This is a genomic window from bacterium (genome assembly GCA_035691305.1).
Lineage (GTDB): Bacteria > Sysuimicrobiota > Sysuimicrobiia > Sysuimicrobiales > Segetimicrobiaceae > DASSJF01.
The window spans coordinates 1-20296 of the sequence record DASSJF010000075.1 but is presented as its reverse complement, the minus strand read 5'-3'; the positions used below and the strand labels follow the sequence as shown (position 1 = coordinate 20296).

21 protein-coding genes and 1 pseudogene are annotated in these 20296 nt (G+C 68.4%); 8 read left to right on the top strand and 14 right to left on the bottom strand.

Features of this window, described 5'->3' with window-relative positions:
* Positions 1-63: 63 nt before the first annotated feature.
* On the bottom strand, positions 64-1428 hold the full coding sequence (locus VFL28_14230; protein HET7265818.1) for a hypothetical protein: 1365 nt from the start codon (positions 1426-1428) through the stop codon (positions 64-66).
* 109 nt (positions 1429-1537) lie between these two features.
* Here VFL28_14230 and VFL28_14225 point away from each other — a divergent pair, with 109 nt between their 5' ends.
* From VFL28_14225 to VFL28_14200, 6 genes are all read left to right on the top strand, one after another.
* A complete protein-coding gene (locus tag VFL28_14225; GenBank protein HET7265817.1) occupies positions 1538-2509 on the top strand; it encodes a VWA domain-containing protein in 972 nt (323 codons plus the stop codon).
* A gap of 165 nt (positions 2510-2674) precedes the next feature.
* Positions 2675-3268 carry a cation transporter gene (locus tag VFL28_14220; protein HET7265816.1) on the top strand — a complete coding sequence of 198 codons (594 nt, stop codon included), beginning with the start codon at positions 2675-2677 and terminating at the stop codon, positions 3266-3268.
* Positions 3269-3330: 62 nt separating this feature from the next.
* Positions 3331-4935: an ABC transporter substrate-binding protein gene (locus tag VFL28_14215; GenBank protein ID HET7265815.1), complete on the top strand. Its 1605-nt coding sequence runs from the start codon at positions 3331-3333 to the stop codon at positions 4933-4935.
* A gap of 1 nt (position 4936) precedes the next feature.
* Complete coding sequence (locus VFL28_14210; protein ID HET7265814.1) at positions 4937-5890, top strand: ABC transporter permease; 954 nt, start codon at positions 4937-4939, stop codon at positions 5888-5890.
* Positions 5887-6708, top strand: a complete 822-nt coding sequence (locus tag VFL28_14205; GenBank protein ID HET7265813.1) for an ABC transporter permease — start codon at positions 5887-5889, stop codon at positions 6706-6708. Before VFL28_14210 ends, VFL28_14205 begins: the two co-directional genes overlap by 4 nt.
* 7 nt (positions 6709-6715) lie before the next feature.
* Positions 6716-7495: an SDR family oxidoreductase gene (locus VFL28_14200; GenBank protein ID HET7265812.1), complete on the top strand. Its 780-nt coding sequence runs from the start codon at positions 6716-6718 to the stop codon at positions 7493-7495.
* A 31-nt stretch (positions 7496-7526) separates the two neighbouring features.
* Here VFL28_14200 and VFL28_14195 read toward each other — a convergent pair whose 3' ends face one another.
* Both VFL28_14195 and VFL28_14190 read right to left on the bottom strand, forming a co-directional pair.
* Positions 7527-8726 carry a membrane dipeptidase gene (locus VFL28_14195; protein HET7265811.1) on the bottom strand — a complete coding sequence of 400 codons (1200 nt, stop codon included), beginning with the start codon at positions 8724-8726 and terminating at the stop codon, positions 7527-7529.
* A pseudogene (locus VFL28_14190) lies at positions 8669-8815 on the bottom strand (carboxymuconolactone decarboxylase family protein). Before VFL28_14190 ends, VFL28_14195 begins: the two are co-directional and overlap by 58 nt.
* An 85-nt stretch (positions 8816-8900) precedes the next feature.
* Here VFL28_14190 and VFL28_14185 point away from each other — a divergent pair.
* The gene (locus VFL28_14185; GenBank protein ID HET7265810.1) at positions 8901-9734 is read left to right on the top strand and encodes a M23 family metallopeptidase; all 834 of its coding nucleotides are present in this window, start codon (positions 8901-8903) and stop codon (positions 9732-9734) included.
* A 40-nt stretch (positions 9735-9774) separates the two neighbouring features.
* Entirely contained in the window at positions 9775-10164 is a 390-nt protein-coding gene (locus tag VFL28_14180) for a hypothetical protein (GenBank protein HET7265809.1), read from the top strand.
* A gap of 20 nt (positions 10165-10184) precedes the next feature.
* Here the strand turns inward: VFL28_14180 and VFL28_14175 are convergent, their stop codons facing one another.
* The 11 genes from VFL28_14175 to VFL28_14125 form a co-directional block, all read right to left on the bottom strand.
* Entirely contained in the window at positions 10185-10733 is a 549-nt protein-coding gene (locus tag VFL28_14175; protein HET7265808.1) for a DUF2231 domain-containing protein, read from the bottom strand.
* 17 nt (positions 10734-10750) lie between these two features.
* On the bottom strand, positions 10751-11167 hold the full coding sequence (locus tag VFL28_14170) for a hypothetical protein (GenBank protein HET7265807.1): 417 nt from the start codon (positions 11165-11167) through the stop codon (positions 10751-10753).
* Complete coding sequence (locus VFL28_14165; protein ID HET7265806.1) at positions 11157-11726, bottom strand: hypothetical protein; 570 nt, start codon at positions 11724-11726, stop codon at positions 11157-11159. Before VFL28_14165 ends, VFL28_14170 begins: the two co-directional genes overlap by 11 nt.
* Positions 11727-11745: 19 nt before the next feature.
* Positions 11746-13173 (bottom strand): HAMP domain-containing sensor histidine kinase, encoded by a 1428-nt coding sequence (locus VFL28_14160; protein ID HET7265805.1) that lies wholly within the window; start codon positions 13171-13173, stop codon positions 11746-11748.
* The gene (locus tag VFL28_14155; protein HET7265804.1) at positions 13163-13894 is read right to left on the bottom strand and encodes a response regulator transcription factor; all 732 of its coding nucleotides are present in this window, start codon (positions 13892-13894) and stop codon (positions 13163-13165) included. The genes VFL28_14160 and VFL28_14155 overlap by 11 nt, the downstream gene beginning before the upstream one ends.
* The gene (locus tag VFL28_14150; protein HET7265803.1) at positions 13887-14243 is read right to left on the bottom strand and encodes a hypothetical protein; all 357 of its coding nucleotides are present in this window, start codon (positions 14241-14243) and stop codon (positions 13887-13889) included. The genes VFL28_14155 and VFL28_14150 overlap by 8 nt, the downstream gene beginning before the upstream one ends.
* Before the next feature lie 207 nt (positions 14244-14450).
* Positions 14451-16397, bottom strand: a complete 1947-nt coding sequence (locus tag VFL28_14145; protein ID HET7265802.1) for a heavy metal translocating P-type ATPase — start codon at positions 16395-16397, stop codon at positions 14451-14453.
* A 509-nt stretch (positions 16398-16906) separates the two neighbouring features.
* On the bottom strand, positions 16907-17332 hold the full coding sequence (locus VFL28_14140) for a copper resistance protein CopC (protein ID HET7265801.1): 426 nt from the start codon (positions 17330-17332) through the stop codon (positions 16907-16909).
* Positions 17333-17488: 156 nt separating this feature from the next.
* Positions 17489-18451 (bottom strand): HoxN/HupN/NixA family nickel/cobalt transporter, encoded by a 963-nt coding sequence (locus VFL28_14135; GenBank protein HET7265800.1) that lies wholly within the window; start codon positions 18449-18451, stop codon positions 17489-17491.
* Positions 18452-18654: 203 nt separating this feature from the next.
* Positions 18655-19329 (bottom strand): hypothetical protein, encoded by a 675-nt coding sequence (locus VFL28_14130; protein ID HET7265799.1) that lies wholly within the window; start codon positions 19327-19329, stop codon positions 18655-18657.
* Between the two features lie 597 nt (positions 19330-19926).
* On the bottom strand, positions 19927-20296 hold a 370-nt coding region (locus VFL28_14125; GenBank protein HET7265798.1), incomplete at its 5' end, for a hypothetical protein.

Here is a 20296-nt window from a genome sequence, read left to right as displayed (position 1 = left end):
ACCACGGGTGATTATAGGGCGGCCGACCGCGCACCTACCATGAACGGCGCACACGACCCGAGGCTATCGCTGCCGTGAACCGTTTGCCGGCGTTCCGGCCACCTCGGCGGCGGTCTCGAAGCGATCCTGCAGTGCGGCGGCGGCCCTGGCCGCACCCGCCTCCAGCACGTGAATGTGATACACGCGCCCGACGTCCACGCGCACCGCGCGCGCGGCGAGTTCCGGCAGGCCGGGCGACCCGTTGATCGGCAGGCCGATCGCGCTCGCGGTCAGCACGATCCCGTCGCCGGGACCGTACGAGATCGCGGCCCCCGGCAGCGGGCCCGTCACGCCGGCCGCGGTCTGCGGCCCGCCGGTCCGCTCGGGATCGTTGTGACCGTAAAGAGTGTAGCACCGGATGCTTGACGGCAGCGGACGGGCGTTGAGCGCGTCGAGCGCCGCGTTGCCGTCGTCGGGCGGGAGGGACCACGGGTCCGATGCCGTCGCGCGCCAGAACGGAAAGACGGGGTTCATCGCGCGGCCGAGCGGCGTCTTCGCCGACGCGACGAACGGCAGGAACGACGGCGCGTGGACACCCAGGTACGGCATAACCGCCCCTTCGTTCGGCACCGCGACCAGCACGAGGCGGTTGACGAGCAGCGCCCATCCGTCGTAGTCGTACGCGACCAGCCATCGCGCGAACAACCCGCCGACGCTGTAGCCGACCACGTTGATCTTCGCGGCGTAGGTCGCGGGCAGCACGGTACGGCGCACGTACGCCGCCAGCGCCCGGGCGCCGTCGTCCAGCCCGACCGCGTGCGATTGGTACGGGTACCAGAAGAGCGTCGGCAGCGAGGCCGCATCGGTGTAGCCGAACCGCGCGAAGCGCTTCACCACGAGCCTGTCCGGGCTGGTCCGCCGTTCGTTCGAGAACCCGGGGATGATCACGGTCGGCAGCAGCAGCGTAATCTCCCGGTGCACGGTGACGGTGTTCGCCCCTTCACTCACGGCGACGTCGATGGGAAACTTGAGGTTATCCGTGAGCGGCGCAACCGGGTTGAACGACCCGACGCGGGTGCCGGCGACCGAGATGACGCCGTTCGGCAGGTCGAAATCCATGGTCATGTCCGCCGGCACCCGGCGGAGCGAAAACGTGGACCGCCGGGAGACCTCGCCCACGTCGGTCGCCACCGAGACCGTCGCGGACGCTCCGGGCTGCGCGGGCAGTCCCTGAAGCGGCACCGTAACCCGCAGCGCCCGCACCGCCGGCAGCGTGACCGCCGTCGCATCTGCCGCCACCGCGGGCGCCACGGTGTCGGAGGGCGCCGGCGCGGTCGGGCGCGTCTGACCGGCCGCCGTTCCAGGCATCAGCAGGGCGGCACTGAGTAGAAGCCCGGCGGCCCGCCACAGCGCGCCGCACGGACACCGGCTTTGGAATCGCTCTCCCATTATCACAACTCTTTCCCTGAGTAACGGAGGAAATGTGCCGCTGTCGTGTGGAACACACGCGACGTCCCGCGTTTCGAACCCTGCGCGCAGCGGAGACGTCACCGGGCCGATGTTCCTCTCGCCGGCGTTCCTCTGGGGATTGCTCCTCATCCCCGCACTTGCCGCGGGATATCTCTGGATGCTGCGCCGCCGGGCCCCTCAGTCGATTGCGTTCCCCGCTCTCGAAATCGTCGCCGCGGCCGATTTTCGTTCCCGGCGCCGCCGCGTCGCATCGGCCGCCGTCTTCTTCGCCGCGGTCGCGGCCGCCGCCCTCGCGCTCGCGCGGCCGGCGGTCCCGATGCCGCAGCCCGTGAATGAAGCCGCGATCATGCTGTCGGTCGACGTGAGCGGCAGCATGCTGTCGCAAGATATCCTGCCGTCCCGTCTCGAAGCCGCCAAGGCGGCCGCCAAAGGCTTCGTCGCCGGTCTCCCCCGCGGCATCCCCGTGGGCCTCGTCACCTTCGCGCGGGACGCGATCCTCATCGCCTCACCCACCGAAGACCGCGGCCGCATCGAGGCGGCGATCGACGGGATCACGGTGCGCCACCGCACCGCGATCGGCGAAGGTTTGATCGAAGCCGTGGCCGCGCTGCCCGAGCGCACACGGCCGGGGCACGACGACGGCCCGCTGCCGCCGGCAACGGCCGGAGGCGCACCAAAGCCGCCCGGCGTCGTCGTGCTGCTCTCCGACGGCCAGAACAACAGCGGCATCGACCCGATGGACGCCGCGGAGTGGGCGCGGCGACAGCAGGTCACGGTCTACACGGTGGGCATCGGCCAGCCGTTCGGGTCGACAACCGGATACATGATCGGAGGACCGCTGGATGAAGCGACGCTGCGAAGCATCGCCGAGCACACCGGCGGCACCTATCACCACGCGTCGTCCGCCGGAGAGTTGAAGCAGATCTATCGCGTGGTCAGCCGCAGCGTCGGGTGGAAGGTGCGGCCGGTCGAGGTCACCGGGGCGTTGGGCGCGTTCGCGGCGCTCACCCTGTTAGCGGCGATCGCGCTGTCGGTCCGGTCCCAGCCGCTGCTCTCCTGACGTTCGCAGAGGTTCACGCCGCGCCCGGGCCCCGGCAAGCTCCTCGTCGTCCGGCGCCGCCCGAGGCACCCGGGATCGATACCGCCGCAGGGATCGCCCTCCCTTCCTGTAGGAGATAGGAAGGGCGCGCTCATAGCCTCACTCGCCTCGGCGACAGGGAGCACGATGAGCCGGAACCTGCAACTCGGCCTGCTGCTTGAGTACGCGACCTTGATCTGGAACATCGTCGGCGTCGCCGTTCTCGTCGTGACCGCCTACGCCGCGCGTTCCGTCGCGCTCGCCGGCTTCGGCCTGGATTCGCTGATCGAGATCTTCGCGTCGGTGGTCGTCGTCTGGCATCTCCTCGGTATCCATCTCGACCGTGAGCGCCCGGCCCTGAGAATGATCGGGATCGCGTTCGTGCTGCTGGTCGGCTACATCGCGGCGCAGTTGGCCTACACCCTTGGGACCCGGACGCACCCCGCCCCATCCGCCGGCGGCATCGCGTGGACCGCGGCCACCTTCGTCGCGATGCTGCTGCTCGCGCACGGGAAACGCGCCACGGGGGACCGATTGCACAACGAAGTCCTCCGCACCGAATCTCGCGTGACACTCGTGGACGCCTACCTCGCGGGCGCGGTCCTGATCGGGCTGGCGCTGAACGCAGCCGCCGGCTGGTGGTGGGCCGACCCGCTCGCGTCGCTCGTCATCGTCTACTACGGCGTGAGAGAAGCGCGCCACGCCTTCCGCGAGAGCGCGGCCGCGGGAGGGGTCCCGTAGCCAGGATGGGAACCTCAAGCATTGTCTGCGGAAAACATCAGAATCTGATCGGGGGGATGCTCGTGCCACGTTCCTTCAGCCGCCGCCGCCTGCTCTCGGCCGCCGCGCTCGGAGCCGGCGCCACCTTCCTCGGCCGCCGGGCGATCGACGCCGCCGCGGCGCCGGCGAAGCCGGGGGGCACCTTGATCTGCGGGTGGGAAGCCGAGCCGGGCGCGTTCGACAACGACATCGACCGCGGCGCGGTCACCCGCACGCTGCTGCACAACATCTACGACCGGCTGGTGGACCGGGACATGACGGTCAAGGTCAACCAGAGGCTCGTGGGCAATCTCGCGACGTCCTGGCAGGTCTCGCCCGACGCGAAGACCTACACGTTCAAGCTCCGCCAGGGGGTCAAGTTCCACGACGGAACGCCCTGCGACGCCGAGGCGATCAAGTTCAATATCGACCGCGACTCCGACCCGAGCCACAAGTATTACACCAAGGCGGGCGCGGGCAGCCTGAAGCTCGGGTACGGGGGCCTCGCGCGGGTCGAAGCCGTCGACCGGTACACGCTGCGCATCGTCCATCAGGAACCGTTTGCCGACTTTCTTCAAGTCCTCGCCTTCGGGACCTATTCGATCGCGAGCCCCACGGCGATCCAGCGGTACGGCAACGACGACTATCCCAACCATCCGGTCGGCACCGGGCCGTTCAAGTACGCCGGCCGCGAAAAGGGCGTGAAGGTCAGCTTCGAGCGCAACCCGGACTATTGGGCCGGCGCGCCGGCCCTCGACGGCTTCGTCGTCCGACCGCTGCCCGAAGCGGTGACCCGGGTGACCGCCCTCAAGACCGGCGAAGTGGACTGGATCAACGCGGTGCACCCGGACAGCATCGACGGCGTCAGGTCCGACCCCAACCTCACCCTCGAGCTGGCGCAGCTGCCGAACACCTGGGGCTACATTCCCAACCACAAATACCCGCCGACGACGAACCGTCAGCTCCGCCAGGCGTTGAGCTGGGCCGTCGACCGTGAGACGCTCGCGCGCGACGTGATGAAGGGACTCGCCGTCCCGGCCAAAGGAACGCACGCGCCCGGCACGCCGGGCTACGGAGCGAACATCCGCGGCTACGGGTACGATCCCGCGAAGGCCAAGCAGCTCCTCGCCGCGGCGGGCTTCGGGAACGGACTGCCGCTCGACGTGCGCATCCCGGCTGGGGGCGCGGGGTCGCCGTTCGGCGTCCAGATGAACGAATTCATCCAGCAGAACTTCAAGGCCGTCGGGATCGACGCCAAGTTCGCCGAGCAAGAGTTCCAAACGTTCCAGAACAACATGGCAAACGGCGTCCCGCAGGGCATCAACGCGATTCAGGTCGGCTTCAGCGTGGACGAGTTCGTCAACCTCCAGCGGATGTTCCGGAGCGATCTTGTGCCGCCGAACGGGAACACCAATCCGGGCTGGTACCGCAATCCCCAAGTCGACTCGCTGCTGCGGCGCGCGCTCGGAACGGCCAACGAGGCGCAGCGCCGGCAGCTCTATCTCCAAGTTGAGCAACGGGCGGTGGACGACGCGGCGTGGATCTTCGTGGTGCACCAGAGGGCCGCGCGGGCCTGGAACACGCGCGTCCGCGGCTTCGTGAACCCGAACTCGTACATGTTCACCTTCCGGACGGTGTCGATGGCGTAACATGTTCCGTTTCGCCGCCGCGCGGTCACTCGCCGCGGTCCCGGTGCTGCTCGGCGTGTCGGTCGTCGTGTTTCTGACGATGAAGCTCATCCCGGGCGACGCCGCGCAGGTACTCGCCGGCCCGCAGGCGACCGCCGATCAGGTCGCGCTGATCCGGCAGAGCCTCGGCCTCGACCGGCCGCTCTACGTCCAGTACGCGCGGTGGCTGGGCCGCGCCTTCCGGGGCGATCTCGGACGCTCGATTCAGCTCGACGCGCCGGTGACCGAGATGGTGGTCGCGCGCCTCCGCAATACGCTCGTCCTCGCCGTGGCCGCGACGCTCCTCGCGGTCGCGATCGGCATACCCGCCGGCATCCTCTCGGCGACCCGCCGGTCCTCGCTGGTCGACCGCGGCTCCGTCGTGCTGGCGCTCTTCGGGAACAGCATGCCGACGTTCTGGCTCGGGCTGGTGTTTATCTTGACGCTCTCACTGCGCTTCCGCCTGTTCCCGTCCAACGGGATGTACTCACTGCGGGGACCCGGGGGCCCGCTCGACCTGCTCTGGCACGTCGCGCTTCCCGCCCTCACCCTCTGCACGGTCCCGGCCGCCGTGCTGAGCCGGCTCACGCGGTCGAGCCTGCTCGAGACGCTGCATGACGACTACGTCCGAACCGCCCGCGCCAAAGGCGTCGCCGAAGCGCGGGTGATCGTCCGCCACGCGCTGCGTAACGCGCTGCTCCCCGTGGTCACGCTGCTCGCGATTCAGGTCGGCTATCTCCTCGGAGGGTCGATCCTCGTGGAGACGGTCTTCTCGTGGCCGGGGCTCGGGCTGCAGCTCTACGACGCGATCGGGGCGCGAGATCTTCCGCTGGTGCAGGGCGGGGTGCTGCTGGTCGCGGCGCTGTTCGTGGTCATCAATCTCACCGTGGACGTGCTCTACGCCGCGCTCGACCCGCGGGTCGGGTACGGCGCGTGAAGCGGGTGCGCCGGGATCCGGTGCTCGGGGTGGCGCTCGGGGTGATCCTCGTCGTGGCTGCGGCCGCGGCGCTGGCGCCGCGTCTCGCGCCGTATGATCCGACGCGCGTGGACCCGCGCGTGCGCCTCGCGCCGCTCGGAACGCCCGGCCACTGGCTCGGTACGGACCACCTCGGGCGGGACGTACTGAGCCGTGTGATCTGGGGCGGGAGGGTGTCGCTCGTCGTCGGCATCGTGCCGGTCGTCCTGTCGGCGGTCGCGGGCACGGCGATCGGATTGGTCGCCGGCTACTACGGCGGCGTTGTGGATCACGTGATCACGCGGTCGCTCGACGTGCTGTTTGCGTTTCCGGCGATCCTGCTCGCGCTCGCGATCGTGTCGGCGCTCGGTCCCTCGATCTACGACGCCATGCTGGCGATCACCATCGTCGCGGTGCCGAGCTTCGCGCGCCTCGTTCGATCGTCGGTCCTCACCCTCCGCACGCGCGCCTTCGTGGAGGCGGCGGCCTCGCTGGGCGCGAGCCACCGGCGCATCGTCACGCGGCACATTCTGCCCAACACGGTGTCGCCGGTGATCGTCTACGGCACGTTTGAAACGGGGAAGACGATCGTCTTCGCGGCGGCGTTGAGCTTTCTCGGGCTCGGCGTGCAGCCACCCACGGCCGAGTGGGGCGCGATGCTGAGCCAGGGGCGGACGGCGCTCGCGACGGCCTGGCACGTCGCGACGGTCCCCGGGCTCATGATCTTCGTCGTCAGCCTGAGCTTCAACGTCCTCGGGGACGGACTGCGGGACATCCTCGACCCGCGGCGGACGGCGTAGGCGGACCGTGGACCTCGGACTGCGCGACCACGCGGCGGCCATAACCGGCGGCACGCGCGGCATCGGCCGGGCGATCTGCCGCGCGCTCCTCGCCGAAGGGTGCCACGTGGCGTTCTGCGCCCGCGATCCGCGCGAGGTCGAGGAGGCCCTAACCGCGCTCCGGGCGGAGGCGGCGTCGGGGGCGCGGGTGTACGGCGCCGTGGCCGACGCGATCGTACCCGGGCAGGTCGAGAGATTTGTCGATGCCGCGGCGTTGGAGTTCGGCGGGATTCACCACCTCGTCGCCAACGTCGGGGGCACGATCGGACGGGGTACGCTCGACATAACGCGGGAGGACTGGATCCGCACCTTCGACCTGAACGTCGGGCACGCGATCGCGGCGCTGCGGACGGCGCTGCGGCACATGCGGGCGCCGGAGGAGTGCAGCGCGGTTATCATCGCGTCGATCTCCGGCTGGAAACCCGGCCGGAACGCCCACTACGGCGCGGCCAAGGCCGCGGAGATTTTTCTCGCCGGGGCGCTGGCCCGGGAGCTCGCCGAGCGGCGCATCCGCGTGAACACGGTGAGCCCCGGCTCCATTCTCTTCCCGGGCGGCGGATGGGATCGGTTCAGGCGGGAGCAGCGCGAGCGGTTTGACGAGTTCGTGCGGCGCCAGTTTCCATGGGGCCGTCTCGGGACCGCGGAAGAAGTAGCCGACGTGGTCGCCTTCGTCCTCTCCCCGCGCGCCAAGTGGATCAACGGCGCCGACATCCCGGTGGACGGCGCGCAAAACGACCCGAGCGCCTGACCCCGCACGACCGGCCGCCGTCGGGCTCGTATCAGGGCGGCGTCCAGGCCTCGCGCAGCAACCGCAGCCAGTTGCCGTGCATGATCGCCGCCACGTCGCCGGCCCCGTAGCCGCGGGCCGCGAGCAGGGACGGTATCGTTTGGAGATCGGCGATCGTGTCGAGGTCGTGCGGCGAGCCTTCGCGCCCGAAGCCGCCGTCCAGATCCGTGCCGATCGCCGCGTGCCGGACCGTGCCGGTGACCTGGCAGATGTGATCGATGTGAGCGGCGACGTCCTCGAGGCTCACGCCCGCGTTGCTGTCGCCGTGCCGCCAGCCGGCCTTCAGCATCCAGCAGTCCAGCGCCGCGCCGATCACCCCGCCGCGCGACGCGATGGCCCGAATCTGCTCGTCTGAAAACTGACGCTGATGCGGCACGAGCGCCCGGCAGTTGTTGTGGCTCGCCAGCACCGTCCCGTCCCAGCGGTCGAGCGTTTCCCAAAACGCTTCGTCGGATGAGTGGGTGAGATCGACCAGGACACCCCGCGGCCTCATCTCCGCGAGCAGCGCGCGCCCGAGATCCGAGAGGCCCGCCTCGGTGGACGTCCCGCCGGCATAGCGGCCGGGCCCGTAGTGGGCGAGCCCGATCGCGCGCAGGCCCGCGCCGTGCCAGGACGGGAGGTCGCCGGGCGCGAGAATCGGATCCGCGCTTTCCATGCTGATCACAAACCCGAGCGGCGGGGTCGGGCTTCCGTCGTCCTTCGGGTGGGCGGCGTCCCAGGCGTCCCACTCCGCCATGTGGGCGTTGAGGCTCGGAAGATCGATCACGATGCGGACGTGCCCCTGACGCTCCAGCGCTCGATAGTAGGCGAACTGCCCCTGCGCGGTGCCGTAGGCCTGGGCGGTCGACGCGAAGTCGATGTGGGGCTCCGGGCGGCCCGTCGACCGCGCGATCAGCGTCGCGAAACTGAGCGCGACGCGGCCGCGGCGCATCTCGGGGTAGGCGACGGTCCCCTGCCCCCGCCCCTTGCCCGGCGTGTTTTTCTCATCGGCGCGAATCGTGTACACCGAGGTGAGTAGGTTGCGGTTCCACTGGATCGCGTTCATGGACAAATCGAGGTGGGCGTCGACAACGAGCATGGCTCTATGATACGCGGCGCGGCCACCGAATGCCTCGATGACCGCGCCGTGAGTGCTCAGCGTGAGGCGGCCGCGCTCTCCACCCACTTCCGTGCTCCGGGCGACTTCGTCCACTCGCCGGCGACCTGCCGGGTCGCCACGCTGAGCCGGTTCCAAACGTTGATCGACGCGATCGAGAGAAGCAGGCCCGCGAGCGCGGCGCCGCCCTGCGAACTTTGCGAACCCGCTCGAACGAGCGTCGTCTTTCGTCCCAGAGATGTGCATCATACCCTCCGGTTCGCGGATCCGATGCGGGACGGCGCAGTACGTTCAACGCACTTTCCGAGGCCCGGGGAACATCCCGGCCCCTGCGTCGGGCTGTTCGCGCCCGCGGGCATGCTTCTTGTGGTCGTCTTGGGCGTGCTTCCACTAATGCTGCCGTTGAGCAGCGCAGGAAGTGTGGTTCGGGACCGCGCGGGAGACGACGGATTGCCTGCGCTGGGCCTCGATGCCGCGCGGCCCCTTCACCTGTCCCTGGACGACCTTCCGATTGCCGGCGCCTCGTCAACTATGTCGAGCGGTGCGGCCGCCGACGCCACTCTCCCGGTCCCGCATTTCTCGGTGGCGCCGCCCGAACGCACGGTGCGGCCGCCCGCGGGCGGCCGCATCATATCGAGACACGGCCCATCGGCCATCTCGGCGGCACGGATTCGATCGTCCATTCCGCCGGCCCCCGAACCGGGGGCCGCGGGGGCGCGGCCGCGGCTGCTGTGGCCGTCACGGGGCCCGATCACATCGCCATTCGGGTGGCGGATACACCCCATCTTCGGGACGCGGGAATTTCATACCGGGATAGACATCGCCGCCGGAATCGGCGCCCCGGTCGTCTCGGCATATTCGGGGATCGTGCGGTTTGTGGGGTGGCAAAACGGGTACGGGCGGCTCGTCATCATCGACCATGGAAACGGGCTCAAGACCGCATATTCGCATCTCTCGGCCGCCACCGTATCCCCGGGGGACCGGGTGGAGCGGGGCCAGCAGATCGGACGCATCGGCAGCACCGGGTGGAGCACCGGCCCCCATCTGCTGTTCGAAGTGTATGAGAACGGAAGTCCGCGGGACCCGGCCGGCTATTTGAACTGAAGACGCGCCGCCCGATCGCGCGGAAGAAGGAGGAACGCCGATGGCCGTAGAGCCGCAAATCAATGGGGAGTTGCTGTCGAAGCCTCAACCTCACCCTTCGGAGCAGGCGCCGGTCGGGGAGGTGACGGTTGTGCCGGTTTCACGGGTCATCGAGATGTACAGCGTCAGCGAGCACGAACTCGACCAAATCGGCCGCGCCTCGGGCTCGCTCGCCGTGCACCTGGTGTTCTTCGGGATCGCCTTTGGGGCGGCGCTGGCATTTCTCATCTCACTGTTGACGCAGGATCTCACCAACAAACAAATCGCGCTCATCTGGGCGCTGTTTGCGCTCACGCTCTCCGCGGTCTACTTCGGCATCCAGGCGACCCGCCATTTCTACGATGCCGGCCGGGGCGTCCGGACGATCAAGAGGCAAAGCGCAAGACCCTGAAAATCGTGCCGCGGAACGAGTCAGGGCTCGGCCGAAATCGGTGCGCGCGGTCCGCTGATGCCCCGGACGGCGGGGGCGATGTGGCCGCGCTCGCGTCCGCGCCGTCCGTACACCAGGTCGCCGCCGTAGTAGCCGGTCACCACCAACGCGATCATGGCGAGGGCCCCCGCGGCTAACGCGAGCCCCTGCCACGCCCGCCGGCCGCGGGCCCCGATTCGTACGAGCACCCACAGGGCCACCAGGGCGAGCAACACGTACGCCCAGTGCTTGTGCACCTCCACGAGCCGTCCGGCAAAGAATCGTTGGAGGCTGAGGGTATGCTGCTGCACGAGCCCGCTGAGCTCATGGTCTTCGCGTTCACGTGCCTCCGGTGTGATCAGCCCGCTCAGCACCGAGAGGAGGGTCGCGATGACGCCGCCTGCAAGCGAATACGAGGCTGCGATGCGCGACGGTTGCGATCGCCACAGCCACGCCGCCGCATCGAGGAGAAAGGCGAAGCATAGGAGCGCGATCGAGAAGTGCACGAGCATCGGGTGCAGTTCGACTGGCCAGTTGATCCGCACTCCCACCGGTGTACCTCCTCAGCCTACGGCCGCGCGGCCGGGGCGCGCTTCGGGAGTCGCCCGCCGGCCGCGCCGGTCGCTGTCTCTAACGCCCACACGAGCGAAAGGGCGAGCAGGCCGATGTCGCGGACGAGCGTATCGGTAAGCCCGCTCGTCACAAGGAGGCCGGTGACGATCTCGGCCATGACCGCCACCGCGACCCACGATACGGCGCCGCCGGCGAAATCGACGAGCGCCGCGGCGGCGAGCACAAACAACACCCACCCGTGCGCCAGAACGAGGCTCACCGGCGGCACAGCGGCGGCGACGGGCGGGGGGACGAAGCCGGTCCACTGCGCCGGATCGGTCAATTCCCAAAAGCCGAAGAGCCCGAGCACGAGGCCCATGGCCACGCGCGCGACGAGTCCCGCGGCGGTACGGCGGGGACCGTCAGTGGCCAACGATGTGCCCCGCCGCATCCGTAAGGACGAAACCGTCATCGCCAAGGTTGGTCTCACCCCCGAAACCGTCGTCTCCCATTCGGGTTTCGATGAAATAGAGCCGGTCGGTCGATGCGAACCTCGCGGTCTGGGTCGTCCCGTCCGGCATCTCTGCGGTGACTTCCACCGTCCCCGAGCCCGCGGGCCGGAAGGTAAGTTGGAAGCCCGTCAGTGCCTGCTGCGTGTCGGTCGACATCGAACCGGGATACACCTGGTACGCGTAGGCACCGTAACGCGTATCCGCGAGCAAGGGACCCACGGGAGGCGCCGCGGCGGCCGGTGCTGCGGGCGCCGGCGGGGCGGACGGCCGAGCCGGCTCCGGGGGCCGCGAGGCCGGTGTTTGTCGGACGGGCGCGGCGGAGGCCGGAGATGCGGCCGGCGCGGACGCGTGCGGGGCGCCAATTCCCGAGATCGCGGTATGGAGCCGCGGCGCCTGCGTGCCGTCCACGCCCAACCCCACCCCCACGAGTCCGGCGAGCGCGACTACGGCGATCTTCCAGTACTCGGGTACGCTGTTCATGCGGCCCTCCGCGCCGTGCCTAGAAGCCTGGTACCGTGAGCGGCAACCGGACGATGCAGGCGGTGCCCCGCCCCGGTTCGCTCTCGAGCCTGATCTCGCCGTCGTGCGCCTTGACGATACCCTGTGCGAGGGCCAACCCGAGGCCGGACCCGTCGACCCTCCGCTCGCCGCCGCTGTCTACCCGATAAAATCGGTCGAAGACCAGCGGAAGGTGTTCGCCGGGAATTCCGACACCCGTGTCCGCGACGCGAAGCACGACCGCCCCGGCCTCGCGCCCCGCCGCGAGGGTCACCCGCCCCGGCGCCGGTGTGTACTTGATCGCGTTGTCGAGGAGATTTCGCACCACGATCCGCATTTGATCCGCGTTCGCCGAGACGAGGGGCAGATGGGCAGGCACGTCGATCGCAAGATCCAATCCCCCCGCGCGGGCCAACGGGCCCATCTCGTCGGCCAGCTCGTAGAGCACCGGCGCGAGATCCAGCGGAGCGGTCGGCACTCGGTGATCTTCGTCGAGCGCCGAGAGCGCCAGCAGATGGTCGACGAGGCGCTGCATGGCGACGACCTGCTGCGTCATCTCCGCGAGGTAGCGGCTCGTCACCGCGTCGTGCCGGTGCTGAGGACCCTGCAACAATTCGAGCCGGAGCCGCAGGTTCGTCAGCGGCGAGCGCAGTTCGTGGGCTGCGTGCGCGACGAACGCCTTCTGGTGAGTAAGGGTGTCCCGAACGCGCTCGGCCATGCTGTTGAAGGCCCGCCCGAGGCGCCGTACCTCTTCCGGCCCCGCGGGCGTTACCGGGGCCGCGAGGTCACCGGCGGTTATCGCTTCCGTGACCCCGGTCAGGCGGCGGATCGGCGCGGCGATGCGGCGCGCCAGCACCGCGCTCGCGACCACGGTCGCCAACAGCACGACGCCGCCCGACAACAAGAGGCCGAGCCACGTCCGGCGGATCTCGGCGTAGATGCCGGTTGCCGGGACCGAGATCTGGACAAATGCGATGAGCGTGCGCCCGCGGTCACCGACAGGGGCGGCCACGAATAGCTGGTCGCCGGTCCCCACGGCGCTGGGTCGCAGGTCGAACTGCCGCCGTCCGGCGCGCGCGGCGAGGACGTCGGGGGACGCGATCTCGCGGCCCGAGAGCTCCACGTCGGAACTCGCCACGACATGCAGATCAGGGTCCAGGACGGTCACACGGCCGCCGATGCTGCCGGCGTAGGACTGCGCCAGCGCCGCGAGCCTTGCGTGTTCCGCCGCTTCCCCGCTGTCCAGGCGTTCCATGGGCTCGCGAACGGCGCGCGCGATGAGCTCGGCCTGCAGCGCCAGGTTCTGCTTAGCCTGCTCGAGACGGATGGCCTGGAGGCGCTGCCCCGTCCACACGGTGAGCCCGCCGAGGCCGACCAGCGCGACCGCGAGGAAGGTCACCAGCAGGTGACCATGCAGGCTACGCGTCATCCGCCGGCGTCCGGGAGCCGGTCGCGAGCCGGTAGCCGTGGCCGCGCACCGTTTCGATGAGGGTCGGCTGCGAGGGATCGTCGAGTTTCTCGCGCAACCAGTGAATGTGCACGTCGAGTGTCCGGGGGTCGCCGACCCACTCGGCGCCCCAGACGCGCGCGAGCAGGTGCTCGCGGGACAGCGCCTCGCCGGCATGCTCCATCAGCACGCGCAGTAGATCGAACTCGCGCGGCCGCAGCTCTACCGGCCGGCCGGCCCGCCACACGCGGCGGGCGGTCCGCTCGAGGACGACCGGTCCCGCCGCGAGGCGGTCCGCGGGCGGCGCGTCGCCCCGGTCGAGCGCGCGCCGGCGAAGAATGGCGCGGACGCGGGAGACCAACTCGCGAAAGCTGAACGGCTTCACCAGGTAATCGTCCGCCCCGACTTCGAGTCCCATCACCTTCTCGAGCTCCTGTCCGCGCGCGGTCAGCATCAGAATCGGGACGGACGATTCCTTCCGCAACGTGCGGCACACGGTAAACCCGTCGACGTCGGGCAGCATGACGTCGAGCAGCACCACGTCCGGATGCGTCGTTCGGGCCAGCCGCAGACCGCCGCGGCCGGTGGCCGCGTGGTGCACCTCGAATCCTTCGTCGCGCAAACCAAAGGCGAGCGGCTCGGCGATCCCCTCGTCGTCCTCCACGAGCAGCACGGTGGAGCCGCGCCGATCGGCGTTATGCATGCGCTCGGGCCAGCCGAACACCGAGCGCCGGCAGCCACTTCAGCACGAGAATGAAGATGACGAGCCCGCGGAGGACACCCGCAGCCACCGTCAGGTTGTCGTTGGGCGGCAGCGCGGTTGTGACCCGTCCACCGATCCGGTCATTCATGGTCGAGACCTGGGGCCGGGCTTCTCCGGCCAGACGTACGTACGAACTCGGGCGTGCGGCAGAGTACACGATCCCGGCGCACCGCCAGCCCTTCGACGCCCGGTTGGGGGGCGAGGTATCATTCGCCGCGACGACGCTCACCGACCATAGGTCCGTCTCGGCCGGCATGCCGGTGCGCAGATCGATGATATGATCGCACATTCGGCCGGCGCGGCGCCAGCCCCGGACGTCGCCGCGGCGCGTTCGCCTGTCACGGCGGCGTCCATCGCGCGCCCTCCATCGCACGAACCACCCACTATAACCTCCCGATCGGCTCTGTCATCCCGCCTCCATCGTGCGACGGCGTCCGATCCGTGTGGTTAGGGACACGTTAAGGGCAATGTTATCGTCGGATAATAATCGAAGCTGCTACGCGAAGCGAGGCCGATAGGCGAGGAGGCGCAGGCCGTTAAGGACGACGATCACCGTGCTGCCCTCGTGCCCAACCACTCCCAAAGCCAGGTGCAGGCCGAACCCTAGCGTAAGGGTAATCAGTCCCGCGATCACGACCGCGGCAAGCGCAAGGTTCTGCGCCACCACGCGGCGGGTGCGCCGGCTCAGCCCGATGGCGTAGGGCAGGCGTCCCAGGTCGTCGCCCATCAGGATCACGTCCGCCGTCTCGAGCGCCGCGTCCGTACCGGCGGCGCCCATCGCGATGCCGACGTCCGCCGCGGCAAGGGCCGGCGCGTCGTTTACCCCGTCGCCCACCACCGCAACGCGCCCACCGCGTTCGAGAGCGCGGACCGCGGCGGCCTTCTGGTCCGGCAGCAGTTCGGCGCGGACTTCCGTGATGCCGAGGCGGTCCGCCACGGCTCGGGCGGCCTGCGGATGGTCCCCCGTCAGCATGGCGAGGCGCCGCACCCCTAGCGCGCGAAGCGATCGCAGCGCGCTCGCGGCCTGAACTCGCGGCACGTCCGCGACGGCGATGATGCCGGCGACGCGGCCGTCCGCGACGTAGAGCAGCGTCTTGCCGTCCCGGTGCAGCCGCTCCGCGTCGATGCGGACCGCCTCCGGAATCTCCAGCTCCTCTTCCCGCATGAAGGCGGCGCTGCCGACGCGCACTAACGCGCCGTTCACGCGGCCGCGCACACCCCGGCCCGTGACACTTTCGAACGACTCGGCGGCGGGGACGCCGATCCCCCGCTCCTGGCAGGCGGCGACCACCGCGTCGGCCAGCGCATGCTCGGAGCGCTGTTCAAGGCCGGCCGCCCGCGCCAGCAGGGCGGCCTCGTCGCCCTCGAGCACCAGCACATCCGTGACCGCCGGCCGTCCCGTCGTCAGCGTGCCGGTCTTGTCGAACACGACCGTGTCAACGCGGGCCAGGGCCTCGAGAAAGGCGCCGCCCTTGAACAGAATGCCCTGCCTCGCCGCGTTTGCGATCGCGGACAGGATCGCGGCCGGCGTCGAGATGACAATCGCGCACGGCGAGGCGACGACGAGCAGCGTGATCGCCCGGTAGAGCGCGGTGCCCGATGCCACCCCGAGGCCGAGCATGACGCCGTAGGCGAGGGTCGACCCCGCGATGATCACGACGGCATAGATCTGCCCGAACCGGTCGATCATGCGCTGGGCAGGTACTTGGGCCGACTGCGCCTCCTCCACCAGCGCGATGATGCGCGCAAGGGTCGTATCCTCCGGATCCTTGGCGACGCGCACTTCGAGCCCGCCCCGTTGATTGATCGTGCCCGCGAAGACGGTCGACCCCGGCCCAACATCCACGGGCATCGATTCCCCCGTAATCGGCGACTGGTCGACGCTGGACTCACCCGAGGCCACGATCCCGTCCGCCGGAAGCCGTTCAGCCGGCCGAACGATCACGATGTCTCCGACGCGAAGCGTGTCCGCGGGGACGACCGACACGTCGCCGCCCCGGCGAACGAGCGCCGTCGCCGGGCGCAGCGCCATAAGCGCACGGATCGCCCGGCGAGTACGTCCCATCGCGTAGAACTCCATCGCGTTGCTCAGCGAAAAGAGAAACAGCAGCACACTGCCTTCCGCCCAAGCACCGAGCCAGGCCGCGCCGGCCGCCGCGGCGAGCATCAAGACGTTGACGTCGACCCGCCCGCGGCACAGCGCCGTCCAAGCCGTGACGGCGCTGCTCGTTCCGCCCGCCAGATATGCGGCGGCGTACAACAGAACGCCGGTCGGCGACCCGGCACCTCCGGCGACCCATGCGCTGAGCTGGCTCACCAAACAAAGCAGCGGCTGCGCCGCGGGCAGCAGTTGTCCGATCGGCGAGGATTCGAGCGGACTGACCGGCGGTGACGGCGTCCGGACCGAGACCGGACGCCCGGGCGCAACGGAGCGTGTGGCCATAGGACAAACACCCCTCGGTCAGCGTACCGCGGGCCGCGCACGGCCGCATCGGGCCGTCGTCGGATTTGCCTCGCGGTCAACAGCGTACCCACGAGGGGTGGTAGTCGATGCGACCGCTCAAGAAGGAATGCGGTGCAGGTGTGACCGGGCGGTGGAATCACCTCCCGCGGCGGCGACGCCCGCCACGACGGTATCGCGCAAAGACGGATGAGAACCAGGTCGTAGCCGGGCGTCGGGCGGCGACCCTATGTCCAATGCATCGCTCACCGTATCAAGCCGGTGAGGTGAACCGGCTGAGGAACGAGAGGAGGAACGCACCGTGTGGGCGAGCATGATGGTGTGGATGCTGGTGTTCGGGGTCCGGGTGATCGTACTGGCGTTTGGACTCGCCCGCGTGACTCTTCTCCGTCGCGCCGGCGGCATCGGGATCTACGGCGCGCGCCCAGCGTCTCCGGATCGAGCAACTTCTTCCGCACGGGGAGTCCGCCTTCCAAGGCGTGCGGGTGGGATTATGGCGATTCCAAACATCTAGCCCAGACTGGCGGCCGAGAGGCTGACCTCGAAGCTGAGTTCCAGAAGACCGCGCGACAGTTCACGCTCGTCGTGACCACCTGCAACACCGTGAACCGAAACGATCCTTTTCGCACGTTTCCGTCATCGGCGGAAATCGCTATCCATTGCACGACGTACTTCCCGCGAACCAGACGAGGCGGAACGACTTTGAGCACGCGGTGATTGCCGAAGTTGGGATCGAGCCCGCCGTGGGCCACCAGTTTCTGTACGCTGTCGTAAATCCGCAAGACGCTGTTCTTGTCGAGTTCCTCGCTGAAGGTCGCTTGAACCATGGACGGGGGCGCCTTCAAGATCTGTCCGTCGGAGGGTGACGACTTCACCAACGAGGCGTGGCCCCATGCAGTCCCCAGCGGGACCAGCATGACAACGGCTCCCGTCAAGAGATATCGAAACATTCTCCGCGTTCGCATGTTCGGAATACCCTCCGGCCGGCGGCTCTCGCGTCCCGCCCTACTTGCCACGCTTTCTTCCACCGCGCCCGGGCGACGGCCTTGCTGTTGAACGGCGACCTAGACGGCCTACCTCGTGTGTTCCTCGATCCGAAACAGCCTCCAGGCTCCGTACGAGAGCGACCAGGCGACGACGAACAGCCCCACCAGGAGGTAGCCCAGCCGGCCTAGATCCAGCGCCTGCAGCCGGCCCCAGAAGCCTGCGGAGAGGCCCAGCACGCTGGCCATGACCTGAGTGATCTCGATGAAGCCGATGAGCAGGGCACACACGACGGTCAGGCCGGTGACGGTGAGGTTGTAGTAGACCTTCCGCAGAGGCGTCGCGAACGCCCAACGGTACGCTGTGGTCATGAAGATCCCGTCGGCCGTGTCCATCAGGCTCATGCCCGCGGCGAAGAGCACCGGGAGCGCGAGGATCTGCCAGAGCTGGAGCGCGCTGGCCGCCGCGCCGGCCGCGAGCGCGAGCAGCGCCACCTCGCTCGCGGTATCGAACCCCAGGCCGAAGAGGAAGCCGAGCGGATATATGTGCCAGGCGCGTTCGATGAGGCGGAACAGCGGGGCGGCGACACGCATCATGAGCCCGCGCGAGAGCAGCAGTTGCTCCAGCGCGTCGTCGTCGTGCACGCCTCGACGCATCTGCTGGAACACCAGGTAGATGTCGACCCAAACGAACAGGTTGAGCAGACCGATCAGGATGAGAAACCCGCCCGAGACCGTCGTGCCGATCAACCCTCCCACCACCTGGAGGTGTGGCAGCGCCTGCTGCGTCCAGCGGGCCATGGCGGCAGTGGCGAGGACCATCAGGCAGACCATCGTGGAATGGCCGACCGAGAAGTAGAATCCGACGCCCTGCGGGGGCTCACCCTGGCGGATCAGTTTGCGGACCGTATTGTCGATCGCCGCGATGTGATCGGCATCGAACGCGTGCCGGAGGCCGAGAGTGTAAGCCAGAAACCCCATCCCCACGAGCGCGGGATGGGCCCTCGCGGCCAGCAGCAGCGCCGTCAAGCCGAGGATGTGGATGGCGAACACCGCCACTCCGTAAGGCAGCCAGGCCGGACGGGACCCGGCCGCGGAAGTCACAGGGCGCCGCCGCCGGGCTTGGCGTCGTTCCATAGGAGCCATCCCCACTTCTCCGCGCACACCATCACGATCTCGCCTTCTTGGGAAGCACTCGGCCTCCTCGATCTTGTCCCGCGTCTTGGGGAACTGCACTCAGGCCGCGCGAACCCGTTCTACCCGATCTTCCAGGGCATGGCAAAGATATCCGTCCAGGGCATTTGGTTGACTGCGTCTGCACACAATAATGCGCCTTGCTTGAGCAACAGAAAGTAGCGCTTCAGCAGGCGGCGCAGTTCTTCGAGGGCGGTGTCAAGTTCGCCGTACGTCGCCGTCACCCCGCGCACCTTCGCATTGTGATGAGCGATCCGCTTGTCCACGTACTTCTTCAGCGGGTTCGTGAGGCTCTGTAGGGTATCGAAATCCTGTTGCACGATTGCCGGGTCGAGATGCAGGCCGCCGTTCGGCGCGAATGTCTCGAAGTCCCGGTTTCCCACGACGAGGCCGAGCGGGTTGCTGGTGTAAGTCGAGGCGAACCACGCGCGCGTTACCGTCGCGGCATTCACCTGAAGGTCTTGAAGCAGTCTGGCCACCGAGACCGAATCCGGGTCTGTGTCCCGTTGACGTCGGATGCCGACAGCCATGGTCGTCGCGTAGTTCTCAGCCAACCAGGCGAAGAAGTAGGCGTTCTCAGTTAGGCCGGGATTCAAGTCATAGATCCGCATTACCTCACGAAATGTCGCTTGGTTTGCACTGAGCCGCCGGACGATGTCCTCCTCAATGAGGCCAAGCCACTCCAGCCACGCCGTCAGACGGGGCGGCGGTGTTGCCGCCGACAAAGCCACGACCATCAATCCTCCGAGGGGATCTCGCTATCGGGTCCCGTTCTCATCGGTTAGCAGATTTGGCCCGGCGGCGGGGCGGCCCGCGCGCCAGCCCTAGAAAAACTTGGTGCCGGGGGACGGAGTCGAACCGCCGACACGGGGATTTTCAGTTCGCGTCTCACCTCGCCAGCCCTTGCCGATCAAGGGGCGGCGAATGCCGTCAATACCGCGCCAACAAAGCGGGCCTCGGAGCGGCCCCCGTGGATTTCATGGTACCACTTCCTGATATCTGCCGTACCCTGGGAGGGACCTCCACGCTCAGGATCCGTGGTCGGACACCCGGCCGGTCACGTGCGAGGTGTGCTAACGGCGACGCGGACAATTGTCCGCGTCGCCGGCCCCGCTCGGATAGAACAGCGGAATCTGGCTAATTCTTGCTATCGTGATTATGCCCCACAGGCAGCGTAATGGTACTCGCCATTGGCTGTAGGTTGTCGGGCGCTAACACCGGCGCGTTCGTGACACGTTGAGCCATGAACCGAGTTCCGTCGGTGCTCTCCCTGTCGCCGGTGCTGGCAGCAAAGGCGGTCGCGGTGCTAACGACCAAGCTTCCGCCGATGAGCATCACTGCAAGGATCCTACGCATTGTTCTTCCTCCTGTCGTTTTTCGTGCGGTGTTGTTTGTGCTATCCGGAGCGTGCACATTCCAGTGCTTGTGCATCCCAATGGACCCGTTTCCCCGAGATAGCTCGCCGTCGCTTCAAGCATCGACGACACCACCACACTGTGCCGAGTCACAGTGAGTTTCCCCTCGTGCTGTAACTTACCGGTCACGATTGTATTGCATAGCGGCATCGTTACAGGTTGATGCAAATCAACAAGGTGGTGGATCTTGAAGTCAAATTGTGACACTAACTCTTGGTGCTGTCTCAAAGGGACTTCCCTTGTGACATCTTTTGTTACTGGCAAACGATCCTCGTCGCCGGACGACGCC

Bases quoted from the DNA above. Each gene is read 5' to 3' on its own strand.
- VFL28_14230 (HET7265818.1), bottom strand. From the start codon at position 1,428: ATGGGAGAGCGATTCCAAAGCCGGTGTCCGTGCGGCGCGCTGTGGCGG.
- VFL28_14225 (HET7265817.1), top strand. From the start codon at position 1,538: ATGTTCCTCTCGCCGGCGTTCCTCTGGGGATTGCTCCTCATCCCCGCA.
- VFL28_14220 (HET7265816.1), top strand. From the start codon at position 2,675: ATGAGCCGGAACCTGCAACTCGGCCTGCTGCTTGAGTACGCGACCTTG.
- VFL28_14210 (HET7265814.1), top strand. From the start codon at position 4,937: ATGTTCCGTTTCGCCGCCGCGCGGTCACTCGCCGCGGTCCCGGTGCTG.
- VFL28_14185 (HET7265810.1), top strand. From the start codon at position 8,901: ATGCGGGACGGCGCAGTACGTTCAACGCACTTTCCGAGGCCCGGGGAA.
- VFL28_14180 (HET7265809.1), top strand. From the start codon at position 9,775: ATGGCCGTAGAGCCGCAAATCAATGGGGAGTTGCTGTCGAAGCCTCAA.
- VFL28_14165 (HET7265806.1), bottom strand. From the start codon at position 11,726: ATGAACAGCGTACCCGAGTACTGGAAGATCGCCGTAGTCGCGCTCGCC.
- VFL28_14160 (HET7265805.1), bottom strand. From the start codon at position 13,173: ATGACGCGTAGCCTGCATGGTCACCTGCTGGTGACCTTCCTCGCGGTC.
- VFL28_14155 (HET7265804.1), bottom strand. From the start codon at position 13,894: ATGCATAACGCCGATCGGCGCGGCTCCACCGTGCTGCTCGTGGAGGAC.
- VFL28_14150 (HET7265803.1), bottom strand. From the start codon at position 14,243: ATGTGCGATCATATCATCGATCTGCGCACCGGCATGCCGGCCGAGACG.
- VFL28_14145 (HET7265802.1), bottom strand. From the start codon at position 16,397: ATGGCCACACGCTCCGTTGCGCCCGGGCGTCCGGTCTCGGTCCGGACG.
- VFL28_14140 (HET7265801.1), bottom strand. From the start codon at position 17,332: ATGCTGGTCCCGCTGGGGACTGCATGGGGCCACGCCTCGTTGGTGAAG.
- VFL28_14130 (HET7265799.1), bottom strand. From the start codon at position 19,329: ATGGTCGTGGCTTTGTCGGCGGCAACACCGCCGCCCCGTCTGACGGCG.